Annotated in this window: 17 protein-coding genes and 1 pseudogene; 1 reads left to right on the top strand and 17 read right to left on the bottom strand. The window is 47.7% G+C overall.

What is annotated here, in order from left to right; all coding sequences use genetic code 11:
* Window positions 1-62: 62 nt before the first annotated feature.
* From DWZ76_RS02575 to DWZ76_RS02515, 13 genes are all read right to left on the bottom strand, one after another.
* Window positions 63-1,268 carry a hypothetical protein gene (locus DWZ76_RS02575; RefSeq protein ID WP_118437746.1) on the bottom strand — a complete coding sequence of 402 codons (1,206 nt, stop codon included), beginning with the start codon at window positions 1,266-1,268 and terminating at the stop codon, window positions 63-65.
* A 40-nt stretch (window positions 1,269-1,308) separates the two neighbouring features.
* Complete coding sequence (locus tag DWZ76_RS02570; protein WP_118365216.1) at window positions 1,309-1,896, bottom strand: hypothetical protein; 588 nt, start codon at window positions 1,894-1,896, stop codon at window positions 1,309-1,311.
* A gap of 30 nt (window positions 1,897-1,926) precedes the next feature.
* Window positions 1,927-2,385, bottom strand: coding sequence for a hypothetical protein (locus tag DWZ76_RS02565; RefSeq protein WP_002592082.1), 459 nt, complete (start codon window positions 2,383-2,385; stop codon window positions 1,927-1,929).
* A gap of 80 nt (window positions 2,386-2,465) precedes the next feature.
* The gene (locus DWZ76_RS02560) at window positions 2,466-3,578 is read right to left on the bottom strand and encodes a hypothetical protein (RefSeq protein ID WP_118365217.1); all 1,113 of its coding nucleotides are present in this window, start codon (window positions 3,576-3,578) and stop codon (window positions 2,466-2,468) included.
* Window positions 3,579-3,652: 74 nt separating this feature from the next.
* Complete coding sequence (locus tag DWZ76_RS02555) at window positions 3,653-4,240, bottom strand: hypothetical protein (protein ID WP_004613375.1); 588 nt, start codon at window positions 4,238-4,240, stop codon at window positions 3,653-3,655.
* Entirely contained in the window at window positions 4,237-4,971 is a 735-nt protein-coding gene (locus DWZ76_RS02550; protein ID WP_227123712.1) for a ribonuclease III, read from the bottom strand. Before DWZ76_RS02550 ends, DWZ76_RS02555 begins: the two co-directional genes overlap by 4 nt.
* Window positions 4,972-5,189: 218 nt before the next feature.
* The gene (locus DWZ76_RS02545) at window positions 5,190-6,842 is read right to left on the bottom strand and encodes a recombinase family protein (RefSeq protein WP_118437748.1); all 1,653 of its coding nucleotides are present in this window, start codon (window positions 6,840-6,842) and stop codon (window positions 5,190-5,192) included.
* A 71-nt stretch (window positions 6,843-6,913) separates the two neighbouring features.
* Complete coding sequence (locus DWZ76_RS15005) at window positions 6,914-7,081, bottom strand: hypothetical protein (RefSeq protein WP_004612784.1); 168 nt, start codon at window positions 7,079-7,081, stop codon at window positions 6,914-6,916.
* Between the two features lie 266 nt (window positions 7,082-7,347).
* Window positions 7,348-8,706, bottom strand: coding sequence for a virulence-associated E family protein (locus DWZ76_RS02540; protein ID WP_118359278.1), 1,359 nt, complete (start codon window positions 8,704-8,706; stop codon window positions 7,348-7,350).
* On the bottom strand, window positions 8,666-9,352 hold the full coding sequence (locus DWZ76_RS02535) for a CHC2 zinc finger domain-containing protein (RefSeq protein ID WP_004612786.1): 687 nt from the start codon (window positions 9,350-9,352) through the stop codon (window positions 8,666-8,668). Before DWZ76_RS02535 ends, DWZ76_RS02540 begins: the two co-directional genes overlap by 41 nt.
* Before the next feature lie 15 nt (window positions 9,353-9,367).
* Window positions 9,368-10,612: a serine/arginine repetitive matrix protein 2 gene (locus DWZ76_RS02530; protein WP_118437749.1), complete on the bottom strand. Its 1,245-nt coding sequence runs from the start codon at window positions 10,610-10,612 to the stop codon at window positions 9,368-9,370.
* A 425-nt stretch (window positions 10,613-11,037) separates the two neighbouring features.
* Window positions 11,038-11,343 (bottom strand): hypothetical protein, encoded by a 306-nt coding sequence (locus DWZ76_RS02520; RefSeq protein WP_055271589.1) that lies wholly within the window; start codon window positions 11,341-11,343, stop codon window positions 11,038-11,040.
* Complete coding sequence (locus DWZ76_RS02515) at window positions 11,327-11,620, bottom strand: hypothetical protein (protein WP_002594258.1); 294 nt, start codon at window positions 11,618-11,620, stop codon at window positions 11,327-11,329. Before DWZ76_RS02515 ends, DWZ76_RS02520 begins: the two co-directional genes overlap by 17 nt.
* 341 nt (window positions 11,621-11,961) lie before the next feature.
* Between DWZ76_RS02515 and DWZ76_RS02510 the strand changes: the two genes are divergently transcribed.
* Complete coding sequence (locus DWZ76_RS02510; RefSeq protein WP_002594259.1) at window positions 11,962-12,810, top strand: helix-turn-helix transcriptional regulator; 849 nt, start codon at window positions 11,962-11,964, stop codon at window positions 12,808-12,810.
* A 50-nt stretch (window positions 12,811-12,860) separates the two neighbouring features.
* Here DWZ76_RS02510 and DWZ76_RS02505 read toward each other — a convergent pair whose 3' ends face one another.
* From DWZ76_RS02505 to DWZ76_RS02490, 4 genes and pseudogenes are all read right to left on the bottom strand, one after another.
* Window positions 12,861-13,244 carry a TnpV protein gene (locus DWZ76_RS02505; protein WP_002593334.1) on the bottom strand — a complete coding sequence of 128 codons (384 nt, stop codon included), beginning with the start codon at window positions 13,242-13,244 and terminating at the stop codon, window positions 12,861-12,863.
* Window positions 13,245-13,339: 95 nt separating this feature from the next.
* A pseudogene (locus DWZ76_RS02500) lies at window positions 13,340-14,935 on the bottom strand (type IV secretory system conjugative DNA transfer family protein); the annotation flags it as partial.
* The gene (locus tag DWZ76_RS02495; RefSeq protein ID WP_008723309.1) at window positions 14,932-15,432 is read right to left on the bottom strand and encodes a PcfB family protein; all 501 of its coding nucleotides are present in this window, start codon (window positions 15,430-15,432) and stop codon (window positions 14,932-14,934) included. The gene DWZ76_RS02495 and the pseudogene DWZ76_RS02500, both read right to left, overlap by 4 nt.
* 100 nt (window positions 15,433-15,532) lie before the next feature.
* Window positions 15,533-15,844, bottom strand: coding sequence for a DUF5720 family protein (locus DWZ76_RS02490; RefSeq protein ID WP_008723307.1), 312 nt, complete (start codon window positions 15,842-15,844; stop codon window positions 15,533-15,535).
* Window positions 15,845-15,846 lie beyond the last annotated feature (2 nt).

Genomic DNA, 15,846 nt, shown 5'->3' with positions numbered 1-15,846 from the left:
CTCCAAGTTATATCCTCTTTATTTTCGTAAGCCTTTCTCCATTGAAAAATGAAGAAAATCTTTTATTCCCGTTCCCGTCTACTCCGTTTTTTCTTTCGGGGATCTGGCGGCGGAGAGAAGGTCTGAATGTAATCCTGCCAGATCAGCGTCACATCCTGAGAAAGAAAAGCAGCGACACGATCTTGTTCGGAAGTTTGCTCTGGGAAAAAGGACGCAAATTTCTGTGCCAGCTGTTCTTCTTTTTCATACAGTTTAAGTGTGCCTTCGTATCCAATCAATTCTTTCAGCACAGCAGTAAACTCCGTGTACCGGTCCCCTCGAATATCCAGATCGACCTTTGCTTTGGCAGTCATGCCGTTAAGGTAAAGTACCTTCAGGGAAGTATGGTTCCTGAACCGATTCATTGTGAACCATAAAGCCAGCTTTTTTGAGAGTAGCTTACCGCCAATCAGCATCCAGTTCTGGCTTTGGTATATTTCCAGATACTTTTTCATGCCCTCATCTTCAAACTCTATTGGTTCAAAATGTTCTCCATCCAGCAGCTGTTCCAGCTGATTTTTGCTGAGAATCTGATTCAGTACCGGTATGTTCCGGTAAGGCGTGCAGATATAGCGTCTCATTTTCTGAAACAGCGCTACAACCAGAACTGCTGTGCCAAGTAAAAACAGAAAAAGCTCTCCATCCATTTCGATTTTCCCGGTTGCCGTTACCCAGATGCCACGCAGAACCAGTACAACGCCAAAGCCCCACAGCCCGAAAACCAGCAACTTTCTCAGTGGATGAAAATGAATCCACTCAATGATCCGCACTTGCTGTTTGCCACTCATAGGTTTGCCACGCAAAAGTAGATGGGTGATCCATTTTCTTAGGATCAGTGGAATCCATGCAGTCGCACACATGAAGATTGCAACACTGGCATAAATGCCAATCCCAAGCCAGCCATTATCCAGAAAAGCTTCCAGAAGCAGAAGGAGGATAATCGGAAAAATCATAGTGAAAAACAAGGGTAGAAATGACTCCTTGCGTATCCTCTTGAGATTTAAGTCATTAAGCGCAGAGTTGATACATATACCAAGAATCATGGCTGCTGTCATACCACCTGCCACCCATTTTTTACGATCTCCGTATCGCATGATATGTACAGTTTCGTGCATATAAGGAAGTTTTCCTGTAATACCTACATAAAAATAGAATCCCAAATAAGCCAGAGCCAAAAGTGCCCCTGCCAGCTTCAAAATTGTTTTTCCTGAAAGTTTTCGTTTCTCCATCTTCGTCGTTTTCCTATAAAATCACTGTTCCTGTATCAATTTATCCTTCTGTATCCCAAACAAAGCTATCTACCATGTCCCTGGCGGCCTGTTCAGTGGTTTCTGATCCGCTGAAATTTGTAAGCTGGATCAGGCAGAACCCGTAATCCTTTACAATATAGTATTGCGTGGTGACAATATCGCCCTCGTCGATGGTAAAGATATAAAGCAGATCCCCCTGCTCGGTATAGGTTCCATCCCCGTTCAGTTGTGCTTCAATACCATCCAGCTGCATCAAAATCTGTTGGACGATCGCATCCCGAAACTGCTCATGCTCATCCAGACTATATTTGTTCTTTCCTACATGGATGGAGATGTTGTCCGGCTTTTCATCATTTTCGTGGCCTTCCTCTATATAGAAAATCTGCGAATCAGTAGAATGCTTCTCAGATTTCTCCCATCCATCCGGGACGGTATAACTTCCGGGAATCGCGTGATCTTCAGATGATATTTCGGTTTCGGAAGAAGAAGGTTCCTGCTGATCCGCCACAGATTCATCAGAGGGAGATTGCGGCGATGAAGCCCCATTTTTGCCGCATCCAGCAAGGAGCAGCACCATAGTTAATAACACAATTAAGATTTTTTTCATACTCTGATTCCTCTCACTTTATAATACTGGTTATCCGAGTTTGGAAACAATCTGGCAGAACATCTCAACATTTTCTTTCTGCCCCTGAATATCAGAGCCAATCGCATTGTTCATCAAAGAAATTTTCATTTTTTCTTTTCCAAAATGCAGCATTACGACTTTTCTTCCGGGCAGCAGCCCACCCTTGACTTCTGCCTTTGTTATGCTGCTTAAGGGCAGAGAAAGCCGGTTTTCAATTTTTGAGACATTGACGGAATTTACAATGACCATATTCAGGTGTTTCTCGGTAACTCCCAGATAGCAGTAAGCATTGCTCAGTGCGCCTAATGCAGCGGCAGCACCCCCCGTCAGTGTAGAAAGTCCTCCAATCAGTGCATAGGTATCAGCTCCGGCCATGATGACCGCCCATAACTTGCACTGATAGGCTTCGTTTTCCTTCAAAATGGCTTCCAGCATTTCATTTTTATCTTTTTCATTCATTGTAAGCATAATTGTTCCTCCTAATTATTGTTTTAAGTTGAGAACGCCGGATGCAATCCTTTGATAGATGCACCCGGCGTTCAAAAGCATTAGTCTGCTTTCAAATTTTTGTCCAGGATCACCAGTTCGCCGTTGCGTTCAATGATACCAGGCTGAACCACGACGATTTTCAGACCTTCCTGCAATTCCAGATACTGTGAAGCATAACCCCAAACCTTGACCTGATCGCCTTCCTCAAGCTCAATGGCAGTGCTTACAGTACCATCTTCATTCAAAATCTGGTTAGCAATACAGTAGAGCTGGCCGGTTGTATCCTCTGCGATGTAGAGAGACACATCCGAAGCGAGCGGCGTTCCGGCAATAGATTTATATTCACCGACTTCTTCGCCCCAAATAGTACCTTCACTGTAAAATCCAACGACCATATTTTCTTCATATCCCTCGATGATCGCATTGAAATCCTGAGCATACGGCTCCATCTCGGCTTTTGTAGTATCCTTGTAAGCGGCAATCTTTTCATTAGATGCCTGTTCTTTTACCTCTTGCGGCTGATAATCCTTGTATTCAAAAACATTGTCCGAAGCAAGCGTGATTGCTGTGTAGTCATCATCCAGAATGACTTTATAAACAGCAATTTCATCATCATCATCAGTACGATTGATGTCGATATTTCCTGCGGAATTCAGTTTATATCCGTCTACACCTTCCAGCGCCTTTTGTAAAGCTGCGTTGGACATCGCACAGTTGATCCCATTGAGCGTTACAAAGAAATCAGGATTTGGTTGATCCTTATCGGCAGAGTATTCCAGTTCTACCACCGTTCCGCCCTCAGCAGGCTTGCATGGCTCTGTCCCGGCATTTACGATTGCAACATCTATTTCCTGATCGTCTTTGGAAAGTTCCCCATAAATACGCTCGCCGGGTTGCAGAGAAACCTCTGCTGCATCATATTCTTCCGTTTCCAAACTCCAGCCGGCTTGTATCAGCTGGGAAGTTTCCAAAGGAAGCGTATAGTAAGTACCATCCAGTACGAACTCAGGTGTCCCGTCATTTTTCAGCTGAGACAGAATGGCCTCATCCGTACAGCCTTTATCGCTGCCCGCAGCTGCCGGAGCTGATGTCTGAGGTTTTGAGCCGCATCCGGCCAGCATACTGCATACCAGCACACATCCTGTCAGTAAAGCAATCCATTGTTTTTTCATAAGCGTAAATCCTTTCTGCGATTCTATCAAATTTGTTTTATGTATGAACAACTCATATCCTATATAAAGGTCGATTATGCCCCTATCAGCGTCATGACCACATAGAGTACGATAAGCAGGAGCGCAAGACACATTGCACAGAAAACGGCAATCGTCGTTTTGACCCTGTGCCGCTCCTTTAATGTCAGAACCATCATTGCAAGTACATCAAAGGAAAAGAAGAACTGGCAGATTCCAGCTAAAACCGCCAACCATTTCGGATGTATGCCGTCTTTGCATGACTTTATCAGATAAGCGATAGCATAGGGAGCTGCCCCTAATAGAATCCCGTATCCCAAAATCAAAAAAACAATGGTTACCAGTCCGAACAACGCCATCAGCGGCAATGGGAAGAATGCCATCAGCGTTACATATACAGTGATGCTCCCTCCGATCAGGTAGAACGGGATTAGTCCATACTTGATGATCAAAGTGCAGTTCAGCAATGTTTTTCTCGACCACTTTCTTCCTACGGTCAGCACAACAATCAAATTGACGATCCCCATAATAAAGGGCAGAAGGATCGATACTATCTGCAATGTGATTGCATTGCCAAAATGAACTGCCAAAAGAAAGAATGTATAAGACACAATTACATAGAGTACCGGGAGGATATAAGTCATTTAGCAGCCTCCTTTCTGCGCCGGATCAACCAGAGAATCAGCCAGATCAAGCAGACTGGGAACGAGAACAAGCCCAAAATAAAAACTCCGGCTCCAAACGATCCAAGGATTGAGTCCCCGGTGGCGATATTGCTGATGATTCCGAACAGTGCCAGACCAACGCTGAAAGAGAGCCAGCAAAAGAAAGCATATTTACTCTCTTTGGCGCTTGCGGGTATTCTTGATTCTCCCTTTTTATTTCCAAGCTGGGTTTTTAGCTGTTCGCTTAGAAGTCGTTCCTGCTTCTCTAATTCAGTGTCTCCGATCGCCCTTGCGTAATCTTCACGAAGTAGGTGATACCCCAGTTTATCCTGCGTATTTTTTGCTCGGTGCAAAAACTGCTCCAAAGTTTCTTCCGCTTCTGTCCAGCGCTGTTGTTCCAGCAGAGCGGAGAACCAGTTCGCTGTAATGATGTTTTTGGAATGCTTGCTGAGTGCCCAAGGACGCCAGCGATCCAATCCATGTTTCAAATTCTCAAGGTTGTGATCGCTTTGATATGCCACCACATAGGGGTTAAGTTTCTTTGCCAGCCAGTGTTCATATTTGCAATATGCGAAAAAGCATAGAGCCAGCAGCACAAGGAACACTACAACAGCAATCCACATAGTCTCGTAAGAAAAAAAGTGATCATAAATCAAGCACGCAGCTCCGGAGAGAGCCGCAATGCTGAAAATTGGCCATGGATTTCTCATAATAGCAATATCTCCAATCATCTGTTTGAATAAAGATTCCGATATGGTCAAATTGTCATATCTATATGCAAACATTATAGCATTTGCATGATCTTTCGTCATCATTTTTCTGCTGTACGGCTAGGAATTTAATTGTAAATAAATTATGAATATATCTATTGCAATTTTACAAAAAGAAAAGCCTCATCCCTCGCTGATTGAAAGATGAGGCGAAATGATTATGCTGTAATCTCCGGGATTTCTCCGACAAAGTTATAAACGATTCTGACTTCCTGCACCTTCTGTCCGTCAATCTTCTTGACTTCGCCCACCAAAATTTTGCTGATGAGCCGGTTCAGCACCGCTTCATCCAGTTCTTCAATGGCTGCATAACGCCGGATTTCTTTGATAAAGGTGCGGACTTCATTTTCCTGTTCGTCAGAGTGGCGCATCATCAACAGCAGGTCTCGCAGGCGCTTCTGGTTAGCTTCCTGCTCCTGCTCCAGTGTTGCTGTCAGCTTCATAAAACGCTGCTCAGTCAAGATTCCTTTTGCCTTATCGGTATATAGGCTCAGAAACATCTCATCAATTTCACGATTCCTGCTTTCCAGTCGTTGACATTCCTTCTGTGTCTGGGAAGCGTCCAGAAGATACCGGCGCTCCATCCGGTTGCTCAGCCGCTGATAAAAAGCATCGGCATCTTTGAGAGCAGTCTTTGCCAGCTCCTGAATATCTTTCAGCACAAGATTGTATAAATCTCTGGCTTCGATCTTGTGGCTGGTACAGGCGTTCTTGCCCAGCCTGTTATAGGTCTGGCAGATATAATACGCCTTATCAATCGGTTCCCGCTGTTCGCCGGTAAAACGGTTCTTTCCGGTTCTGCCAACCTTTTCATACCGCACCTGCATGGACTTTCCGCAAGTCGCACAATAAATGATACCGTGGAACAGGTTATAAAAGGGGCAGGAGTTGCCCTTCATAATGGTTGGTCTGCGGTCAATGATTTCCTGCACCTGCTCCCATTCTTCCGGGGAGATGATTGCTTCATGGCAATCCTCGATAATTTCCCAGTCCTCACGAGGGATAATATCATAGGTGTTGGAGCGAATCCCTTTCTGATGTGTCCGGCAGACCAGATGTGCGCCCTTATAAAAGGGATTCCGCAGGATATGGCTGATTCTTGCACTTCCCCATGAATAGTAATTTACATCACATTCTGTGTTACTTTTTACTCTGGTGATTGGGACTTTATCATCCATGAGCTGCTTTGCAATCCGCATACATCCCCAGCCATCCAGCGCCATATCATAGATTTTTCGGATTACCGGTGCTGTCTCAGGGTCACGGATCAAATGCCCCTTATCCTCCGGGTCACGCATCAAACCGAGGGGCGGCTGCCCACCACAAAACTTCCCCTGCCGGGAACGGGTCATACGCCCTGCCAGCACCTTTTTGGAAATATCCCGGCTGTACATATCGTTCAGGATATTCTTAAACGGCGTAATGTCCATTTCCTGACGGGTCAGGCTGTCCACTCCGTCTGTAATGGCGATATAGCGTACATTGTGTTTTGGGAAAAAGATTTCGATATAGCTGCCAGCTTCGATATAATTCCTGCCCAGTCTGGACAGGTCTTTGGTGATAACGCAGCCGATCTTTCCCGCCTCAATATCGGCAATCATGCGCTGAAAAGAAGGGCGGTTGAAATTGCGGCCTGTATAACCGTCATCCACATAATACTCATACTGGAACATTCCGTTTTTTTCGGCAAAGTCCCGGAGCATAAGTTTCTGGTTGCTGATGCTCATGCTCTCATTATCGCCGCCATCCTCCAGAGAGATACGGCAATAAAGGGCTGTGATTTTCTGATTCACTTGTTTTTTCCTGCTCATAGTGTTCTCCTTCTATGAACAGGGACACGATACCATTATAATACCATGCCCCTGTCCATGATTCAACTGCTTTACGCCGCTTTTCGTGCCATTTCCTGATGCTCTAACCATTCCTCGAAGTGTTCGCAGGTCTGACGCTCGATCAGCTGCTCAAAGGCTTCCCGCATGGTTTTGTCCCCAGAAAACTCACGAACCACTACAAACTGGACTTTTTTATTCTGCTTCTTGTTTTTCTCCATAGGCTACCTCCATAGAATAGGGGATCAGACGGTAGCTGTGGCAACGAAGTCCGGCAACGGACATCAAAAAACCTGTAAACTATCGTCTGACCCTGATTTCTTACTTTTCAAATTTTCTTGTAAAATCTCGTTGCTTTCGTTGCCGGAAACATAGATAGATAATAAAAATCCTTTATTTACGGGCTTTTTCCATATCAAAACCATAAATTTATCAGCAACGAACCCGGCAACCAACTGGCAACTATCCCGGCAACAGACCGTCCTTGTCAGGCGATCCACTCCTGCGGAAGTTCCAGCTGACGGCATTCTTCTTCACTCAGTTCTACAAATCCACCTTCGTTGCTGGGTAGTTCGTTGCCGGAAGTGTCCCGTTCCCAGCCCTTTTGTCTGCCATATCCGGCAAACATCCGGGGATTGGAAAAAGGCTTCCAACCGGTCACGACCGTGTTCATGATCTCATTGATATTGTGGAGCTGCCACCGCTTCGGCTCATCAAAGGTATGTCCCAGCGCCTCCTTGAACAGCTGTTTTGAGCAGACCATGTTTCCGGTGTAGTGTTCCAGAAATCCCTGTATCTGTCCAGCTTCGGTGTCCTCCGGCATGAAGTCTTTCTGCACCTCCACCAGTTGACGCTGGATGGACTTGCTGAATTTCATGGAATACTTGCCGCTGTGGTAAATGCTCATAGCTTCTGCCCATACCTGCAACAGATACGCTCTGGAAGCGTCCTCGTCCTCCAAAATGTGAACCTCTGCCTTCTCCGGGTAAATCATGATTGGGAGAAAGCGCCGGTTCCCGGCTCGATCCAGCGGCAGAAAGTCCAGGGTATTCGAGGAACCACCGAACACGCACTGCCGAAGCCGGTCTTTAGGCTGAGATTCATAAGGTGTCCGGTAGGTTTCCTTCTGTCGGCTAATAAAGGAACGGATTTCTTCAATGCTCTTTGCGCTGCTGGTGGCAAGCATCTCTGACATCTCAATGATCCAGTGACCTTGTAGCTTTTGGAATACCCGGTCGTCATCCAACTTCTTCAGGTCATCAGAGAACCATTCGTCCCGGATCGCCAGCAGTCGGAAGAATGTGGACTTCCCGGCACCCTGACCGCCCACCAAACAAAGCATTTCTTCATATTTGGAACCGGGACGGAATACCCGGCGTATAGCACCCAGCAGGAAATGTTTCAGCATTTCTTCCACATAGTCACTTTCATCAGCACCAAGAAAATGGTGCAGACAGGATCGGATGCGTGGTGTACCGTCCCAGACAAGACTGTTCAGCACATCCTGAATTGGATGGTAACAATTTTCGTTTGCTACGATAGAAAGGGCAGCCGTGATCTTTTTCTCACTGGTCAGCTCATAGTTTCTCTCAAAATAGAGGAGAAGATATTTCACATCAGTATCCGTCAGAGCGCTGGTATTCCTGCGCCAGCCCAAGTCCTGTACAATGTCTACCCGGTCTGTCAGGAGATTAAGCCGGATGGCATCCCGCAGGAGTGGATCGCAGCAGAACACAATCCGGCAGTTGTCGATGGTGTTGGCTGTTTTTCCCTTGTCGGTAACAGAAAGGCTCTGCCGCACCTTATCAACGCTCTGTTCCGGCGCTATGGCTTCGGCTGCGCTCATCACAGCCTGCTGGGTGGCTGGCGATAAACTCTGATATTCGCTGTTCAATTTTCCTCACCTCTTTTCCATACTCCGCAACTACAAAAGCTCGTTCTTCTATGCTGTCAGACAGAAGAAGATCCAACAGATATTCGATATATGGCTGCCTGTGCAGAGCCTCCACAAACAAAGGATTCCAGTCATCCTCCGGTTGTTTGGGCGCATATTCTTCTTTCCATCGTTCCAGCAAACGCAGGTAGTCGCACAGCACCCGAAAGCATTTCTGCTCTGCCTGCCGGTATCGCATTTCCTCGCTGATTTTTCTTTTGATTACTCTCTTTTGTGGCGGATCGTGGCCTTTGCGGTCAAAGCTGATTGAGAAGTCCTCTGCCAGCTTTAAGGCAGCTTCTTTACTGCTTAGTCCAAAAAGACGGGAAGTGAAATCAATCACATCTCCATCTGCCTGACAGGCAAAACAATGGAACCGTCTGTCCACCTTCATGCTGGGATGCCTGTCATCGTGAAACGGGCAACAAGCCATCCCGTTGCGTCCTACTGAAATTCCATAAACCAAAGCAGCCTGCCTTGTGGTAACAGACTGTTTTACTGCTTCAAATACATTCGTTTCTTCCACCTCCAAACAATGCAAAAGGCATCCGGTTTCCATAGAAAATCAGATGCCTCACAATTCCATATCCTGTTTTCTTGTTGGAGCAATCCGTCCTTCACGCTCCCAGCGCTCCCGGTTCTCCCGATCAGCGTCCAGTTTGCCTTGTGCCAGCTTCTCCTTAATGGATTTTCTGGCTTTATTTTTGATCTGCTCTTTGCCAGCCTGTTTGACCTCCGGTTTTAACAGCACCGCCTGTACCTTTTTGAGAACTTTTTCAGCAGACTGCTGTAATTTTTCTCGCACCCTACTCAGCAGAGTGTTCGCTATCTTCACAACTTCTGGCGAATTTTTGGCATTGGGCGATACCACGCTCTTTCGATATTTCTCAATTACTTCCATATCTTCAAGCTGGGTTTGTTCCCGAACCTTGTCGGTCACAACCTCCACCGCCTTGTCATAGGCTGCACCGGAAACATCTTCCAGCAAGGTTTCTACATCCTCAATTTTTAGCGTCAGTTCCTCCAGCTTTTGTTCCTGTGTCGCCAGCTGCTCCTTCTGCTTCATCAGGATATAATCCTGCTTTTCCAAATAGTCACGCCCACCATAAGACGGCTCCTGTTCCAGATGCAGCCCATGCCGTTTGGCAACGTCAAATAAGATTATCCGACAGACTGCATCAAAAGTCTGTTTCCGGTTATTGTGCTTTCCTTTTGGCTGTTCCGGTTTAGGGAGAGGGATACCCAGTTCCTCCAACGCCTTTTCCTGCTGGGGGCACAGCTCTCCATACCGATTTTCACAGTCAAATACATGGCGCTCATGGATGTGCGGAGTTCCTTCATCCAGATGGAGCGCCCAGTCTAAAATGTGGATATGAGAACCGAAACGGTTTTCAAATTCCTCATAAAATTCACTGACAATGAGCGCTAAAGTCTCTGGCGGAACGGATTCTTCCATAGTGCCGATCTGGTAGATGCTTTCTTCTGGACAGGTCTTGTTATTTTTCAAAAGATCATCCACAGTGCGATTGCGCTCAATGTGCCGGGTTTTCTCGTTCCGGGCGTTCTGAGCATTGACATGGTCGGCATAATGCTCGTAGTAATACATCCGTTCAATTTCCTCAAAGCTGAAATCCGGCTGCTCTGGGTTTTCCCGAAAGTCGTGGGTGGTAAAGCCCCGGTAACAATCCCAGTACACATTTTGTCTGGCACGCTCAGCGTCAATGTGTTCGCTATTTTCTACATCGAACCGACGGTCATTGTGCCGGGGATTGTAAGTGCCATGCTTCCCAGATCGTCCATTGTGTCTTGTTAATTTCAAACATTTTTCCTCCTTCCTGCAAAGATGTTCTGGGCTGGGGAGGGCGGCAAAGCCGCCAGACCTGCGAAGTTTTGCGTCAGGTAATACCCAGTATAAGTTGACGCAGGCATCAACTTTCCCTGGGCAAGGCGTTTCACCCTTGACCCGATGAGGCTGGCTGCCCTCAACCCGCCAATGGGCATTGCCCCTTGACCCCAGCAGTGCGCTGCCGCCCCTGCACCCCGGCACAAAGGGCTGGCTGCCCTCTGTACTCCCGCACCGGCGAAGCTGGCCTTCACCGCAGAAGCGGTTTTTGCCAGTTTCACCGGCTCCGTATCCGTACATTTACGCCCATAGGCGAGAAGTGGATACAGAATACGCCTGCGGAAATTGCCGATCAAAACAGCGGGTGCAGACCCGATATTTTTTCGTAAATCGCCCTCATTTTAAGCGATTTTTTCTTCTGTCTGTATGACCTGAAAGCCATGCTCTTTTGCGTACTCCCTTGCAGCTGCCAGCCGTTCTTCGCTGTACGGCGGCACCAGCCGGATCGAAAGTCGTGACTTGTCCATCACATAGGTCACGCTACCTTCCGGCGTACTGCGTTCCAAGCGGCACAGCAGAGGGTACTTCCGGCTGAAATCCTCCAGTCTGCGTTTCAAGCTGGCATTGAAGGTGTAGATACTGGCAATCGTCTCGCCCTCATTCCAGTTGATGATGGTTTCTTTTTCATATTTAGACAGCTTCCTCATACAGTTCCTCCTCATAATCGGTGTTTGCTTTCAGCGCACGCAGACTGCGTCTAATCCGGCGGTATTCGTCCATCTCCATACGCAGATGATGGTAAAAGGCTTCGTACCACCTTTCCTCTGTCTCTGTCTCAATTTTACGAGCAAGATGAAGCATCTGGCTTTTCGCCTCCGGGTCAACAGTCAATGCTGTCAGCCATTTCAGCCTTGTCACTGTGTTGTGATGGCTGGGGCAGGCGTAAGCGTAAAGAATTTTCTTTTCCTTCATATTCAGTTTCATAATGATCTACCTCCATTCATTTGATGCGGTATGTTCCGCATCGTTTATTTTTCTGTCTGCCGGTCTGTCTGCAAAATATTCCTGCCCGGATTCTCTCCCAGCGTATTGTCCTCTTTGGTGCGCTCTTATCGTGGCGTCACTTCCCCGGAGGTCGTCCCCCTTGCAGTCGGTCATTCATTTTTCAAGGTTCTATGTCTCCTGACAAGAACCAGTTTACCGAAAAAAGAGGGCTGCTCCCGTATGTCCAAGACGCAGGAAAAGCACATGAAAACCGCATATTTCCACGCTCTCGGAAATGTGCTATAATGAAAAACAAAAACCGATGGCAAGGAGGTGCTTTGATGTACACAAAACTGTCAATCCCGGAACGGCTCAAAGACCTGCGAGTGGTGGATAAGCACCTGACGCTGGAACAGCTGGCAGAACAGACCGGCCTGTCTAAGTCGGCACTGGGGAAATATGAGAGCGATGACTACAAAGACATCAGCCCATTTGCGATTGCGACACTGGCAAAGTTTTACGGAGTGTCCACTGATTATCTGATGGGCGTGTCAGAAAATAAAAATCACCCAAACACGGAGCTTCAAGCTCTGCATCTGAGTGACGCTATGGTGGAACTTTTGAGCAGCGGAAAGATCAACAACCGCCTGCTTTGTGAACTGGCGACTCATCCAAATTTTTTGCGGCTGATGGTTGATATGGAAATCTTTATTGACCAGATCGCTGATATGCGGGTGAACCAGATGAATCTGATTCTGGAAGCTACCCGGCAGACCATTCTTAAAGAACACGCACCTGGAGAAAATGATCTGTATATGCGGACGCTGGAATTGGGTCAGGTACAGGAGAACGATTTTTACAGCCATATCCTTCATGATGATCTGGACAGCATTGTCCGGGATATACGGGAAGCCCATTTGAAAGACAAGACCACAGCCGACCCACAGCCAACACTGGATGAGGTCAAAGAGAATTTTGAACAGGCCATACAGATGGGAACCGACACAGAAGCTATGATCCATGAGTTCTGTGATAAAATGCAGATTCCTTTTGAAAAAATTTCATCCGAGGACTTTTCGGCTTTTCTGCGGATACTGAGCCTGTCCAAACTGCTTAAAAACCCAAACAATATGCGGGGAAAAGCCAAGTCACAGCCGTATTATATGCCAAAAAAGAAAAAGCGCAGGTAGCAAAAAGGCCATCCACTATAAAAGTGAATGGCCTCAGTTTTTCCACCTTCTCAGACGAAAATCATCTCAGACCGAATGACTTCCTCTGCCCGGTGGCGTATGCTGTTCATGTGACCGACCCATGCAAGCTGGTCTTTTGCTTTCAATTCCTCCGTGACTCCCTCTGTTTCTTTTATCTGGGCAATGATACAATCCAGACGGTTCTGTGCCTGCTCATCCAGATCGGCAAGATATGTCCACAGCTTTCCAGACAGAAGCAATTCATTGTACCGGTCGGGACAATACTCTTGCAGATATTCCCTGTGCATCCGTCCCCACCGTCCGATTGGGCGGCTTTCCTCCGGCAGCTGTAAGTCTGGAATATAGTAGTCTCCGACCAGAACATAGTCCAGACCGTTACTGTCATCATGGATATGCTTTTTCAATTTCTCCATAGCGACCTCCTGTTTTCGTTTTATCCGAATCCAGTTGATCGTGTCCCTGTTCATCTGTTATTCAAGGCAACTGAACTCGTCACCATGAATTATGGCATATCTTTCCCCAATTTTTGATAGTTGAGTGAATGGGATGTTTCCCTCCCACGGCTCTCTCCGGTGTTGTAGGTGTCGATGGTTTCCTTACCCAGCACGGCGGCCAGCTCCTTGAGAGTGGTCGGCTCCTTACCGCCCAGAAAGATGGAAGTATCCATGTTTCCGATAATGGTATCTGCGTTATCCTTATAAATCGCCTTGAGCTGACTCTGCGCCTGCAACACCAGACAGGCGGAGATCTCACGGCTTCGGATAGTGGCCACCAGCTTTTCCAACTTGGGTATCTGGCCAATGTTGGCGCACTCGTCGATCAGACAGCGCACATGAACCGGCAGTCTGCCGTCGTACACATCGTCGGCCTTTTCGCAGAGCAGGTTAAACAGCTGGGTATAACACATGGATATAAGGAAATTAAAGCTGTCATCAGTGTCACTCATGATGAGGAACAGGGCAGTTTTCCTGTCTCCCAGAGTATCCAGCTCCAGCTCATCATAAGCCGTGACCTCACGCAACTCTGCAATGTCGAACACGGCAAGGCGAGCGCCGCAGGAAATCAAAATCGACTTGGCTGTTTTTCCGGCGGCCAGCTTATATTTCTTATACTGGCGCACCGCAAAGTGGTTTGGCTTCTCGGCTTCCAGTGCATCAAACATCAGGTCTACGGGGTTTTTGAACTCCTCGTCATCCTCACGGACTTCCATGGCGTTGATGAACTCAATGAGGGTGGAGAAGTTTTGTTCCTCCACCGGAGCCTCATAATGGATATAGCCAATAAGCGCGCAGTACAACAAGGTTTCTGCTTTTACCCAGAAATCGTCTCCGGCCTTGCCTTCGCCTTTGGTATTGGCGATCAGCGTTGTTACCAGCTTCAAGATGTCCTTTTCGCTATGGATATAGGCGAAAGGGTTATAGTGCATGGACTTCTTGAAGTTAATGGTATTTAGGACCTTGATTCGGTACGGCTCATAAATGACCTTGCCGTGCTTATCCTTCATAGGCTTTCCGTCTTTCCCCAGCTTGGGTGCGCCCCTTTGGAGCATTTTTCCGCACTCCACCAAAATGGTTCCCTTCGGGTCTGTGACCACATAGGAACTGTGCATCTGCATCAGATTCGGTTTGAGCCAGAAGCGGGTCTTACCGGAACCGGAGCCGCCAATCACCAGCACATTTTTGTTTCTGGCGGTCTTTGGGTCCTTGGGGCGGCTGTTCATTGTCAGGCTCTCCGTTTTCGTCAGAATCACATTGTTCTGGAATACCGGGTCGATGTAGGGTGTAATGTCCTCATGGGTTCCCCACCGGGCGGAACCGTATTCCATGCCGTGCCTGTACTTCTTGGCGTTCTTGCTTTTCAGGTACACAGCCAGCCGCAGGCCGCCGCAGCAGCACAGGCCCACCAGCAGGTCCAGCGGGTGCAGGCTGGGCCACCAGCTGGCCAGCGCCACCGGCAGCGTGGAGAAGAACGAGAGCATTTTTGCCGAAGCGTCCGCACCCACGGCCATCCGCCACGCTTCACCGAAGTTGGTGGAGAAAAGCCCCATCAGGATATACGGCAGATTCAGCAAAATGAGCTTTTTGATGTTCAGCTGCTTTTTCATCGTTCCAGCTCCTTCCGCTTGTTCCGGTCCACGACGGCGTGTTTTACCAGTTCTTTGAACTGGCTCAGCTTTGCCAGCACGGACGGGCGCTCGGATTTCTCCGCCTTTCTGACCTTTTTCCCGGTGTACTCGGTAAAAGCAGCGGTCAGGGCATCCGCGTCCCGACCCTTGAAAAAGATCAGGTACTTGGGTGGGGAGCTGCTGCGGTCCTTCTTCACCGCATAGTCCACGCCGTATTTCCGGGCGATCTTCTCAAACTCCTTGATGGAGGGGTCGGTGATCTCGATGTTGGAAACCCCTTGGTTTTGACCAATCAGCTGTTTCACCGTCTGCTTGCCCTGGGGCTTCACAGGCGCGTCACGGCTTCTCTGCTTTTGCAGCTTCTTTTCCTTGCGGTGGGCAAGGTACTTGCTGATGGCGGCTTTGAGCAGCCTGCCGGTGAACTTTGTTCCGCTGACAACCAGCGTTAAAGTCCTGTTTTCCACTTCTTCCTGCATTTTCATCGCCTCCTTTCCACAAAATGTGCAGGGGTGGTGCATTTATTTCTAAGGCGGGACCACCAGCCGCCGGAGAAGGTATTTCTTCATCGAACCGCCCTCAACGAATTTGCTCAGAACGGTCATAGAGCAAATCTCCATTTCTGACCTTTGCATGACTGAGAATCTTGATCTGTCCCTTTGCCTGACTGTCCAGAGCTTTTTCATAGCCCTTATCTGACAAAAACAGGCGGGTTCGTTCACCTTTCCAGCCCACCGGGGAGTCATGCGTCAGCACATCAAAAATAATCATGTGCCGGGTGTTCTCAGCAAATCGCTGGAGATCCATGTAGTCATGGCCGTGATAGTTCTGCGCTCCAGCTTTCTGGCGCATTTCTTCCATCAGCTGACCGATTGTTTTGCCTTCTGGCATAA

This window comes from Clostridium sp. AF35-15 (assembly GCF_003477745.1).
Lineage (GTDB): Bacteria > Bacillota > Clostridia > Lachnospirales > Lachnospiraceae > Otoolea > Otoolea fessa.
This window is presented reverse-complemented; position numbering and strand designations above follow the sequence as displayed.

Bases quoted from the DNA above. Each gene is read 5' to 3' on its own strand.
- DWZ76_RS02555 (WP_004613375.1), bottom strand. From the start codon at position 4,240: ATGACTTATATCCTCCCGGTACTCTATGTAATTGTGTCTTATACATTC.
- DWZ76_RS02575 (WP_118437746.1), bottom strand. From the start codon at position 1,268: ATGGAGAAACGAAAACTTTCAGGAAAAACAATTTTGAAGCTGGCAGGG.
- DWZ76_RS02545 (WP_118437748.1), bottom strand. From the start codon at position 6,842: ATGAGCAGGAAAAAACAAGTGAATCAGAAAATCACAGCCCTTTATTGC.
- DWZ76_RS02495 (WP_008723309.1), bottom strand. From the start codon at position 15,432: ATGCAGGAAGAAGTGGAAAACAGGACTTTAACGCTGGTTGTCAGCGGA.
- DWZ76_RS02570 (WP_118365216.1), bottom strand. From the start codon at position 1,896: ATGAAAAAAATCTTAATTGTGTTATTAACTATGGTGCTGCTCCTTGCT.
- DWZ76_RS02510 (WP_002594259.1), top strand. From the start codon at position 11,962: ATGTACACAAAACTGTCAATCCCGGAACGGCTCAAAGACCTGCGAGTG.
- DWZ76_RS02535 (WP_004612786.1), bottom strand. From the start codon at position 9,352: ATGGAAACCGGATGCCTTTTGCATTGTTTGGAGGTGGAAGAAACGAAT.
- DWZ76_RS02560 (WP_118365217.1), bottom strand. From the start codon at position 3,578: ATGAAAAAACAATGGATTGCTTTACTGACAGGATGTGTGCTGGTATGC.
- DWZ76_RS02565 (WP_002592082.1), bottom strand. From the start codon at position 2,385: ATGCTTACAATGAATGAAAAAGATAAAAATGAAATGCTGGAAGCCATT.
- DWZ76_RS02520 (WP_055271589.1), bottom strand. From the start codon at position 11,343: ATGAGGAAGCTGTCTAAATATGAAAAAGAAACCATCATCAACTGGAAT.
- DWZ76_RS02540 (WP_118359278.1), bottom strand. From the start codon at position 8,706: ATGAGCGCAGCCGAAGCCATAGCGCCGGAACAGAGCGTTGATAAGGTG.
- DWZ76_RS02505 (WP_002593334.1), bottom strand. From the start codon at position 13,244: ATGGAGAAATTGAAAAAGCATATCCATGATGACAGTAACGGTCTGGAC.
- DWZ76_RS02490 (WP_008723307.1), bottom strand. From the start codon at position 15,844: ATGCCAGAAGGCAAAACAATCGGTCAGCTGATGGAAGAAATGCGCCAG.
- DWZ76_RS02515 (WP_002594258.1), bottom strand. From the start codon at position 11,620: ATGAAACTGAATATGAAGGAAAAGAAAATTCTTTACGCTTACGCCTGC.
- DWZ76_RS15005 (WP_004612784.1), bottom strand. From the start codon at position 7,081: ATGGAGAAAAACAAGAAGCAGAATAAAAAAGTCCAGTTTGTAGTGGTT.
- DWZ76_RS02550 (WP_227123712.1), bottom strand. From the start codon at position 4,971: ATGAGAAATCCATGGCCAATTTTCAGCATTGCGGCTCTCTCCGGAGCT.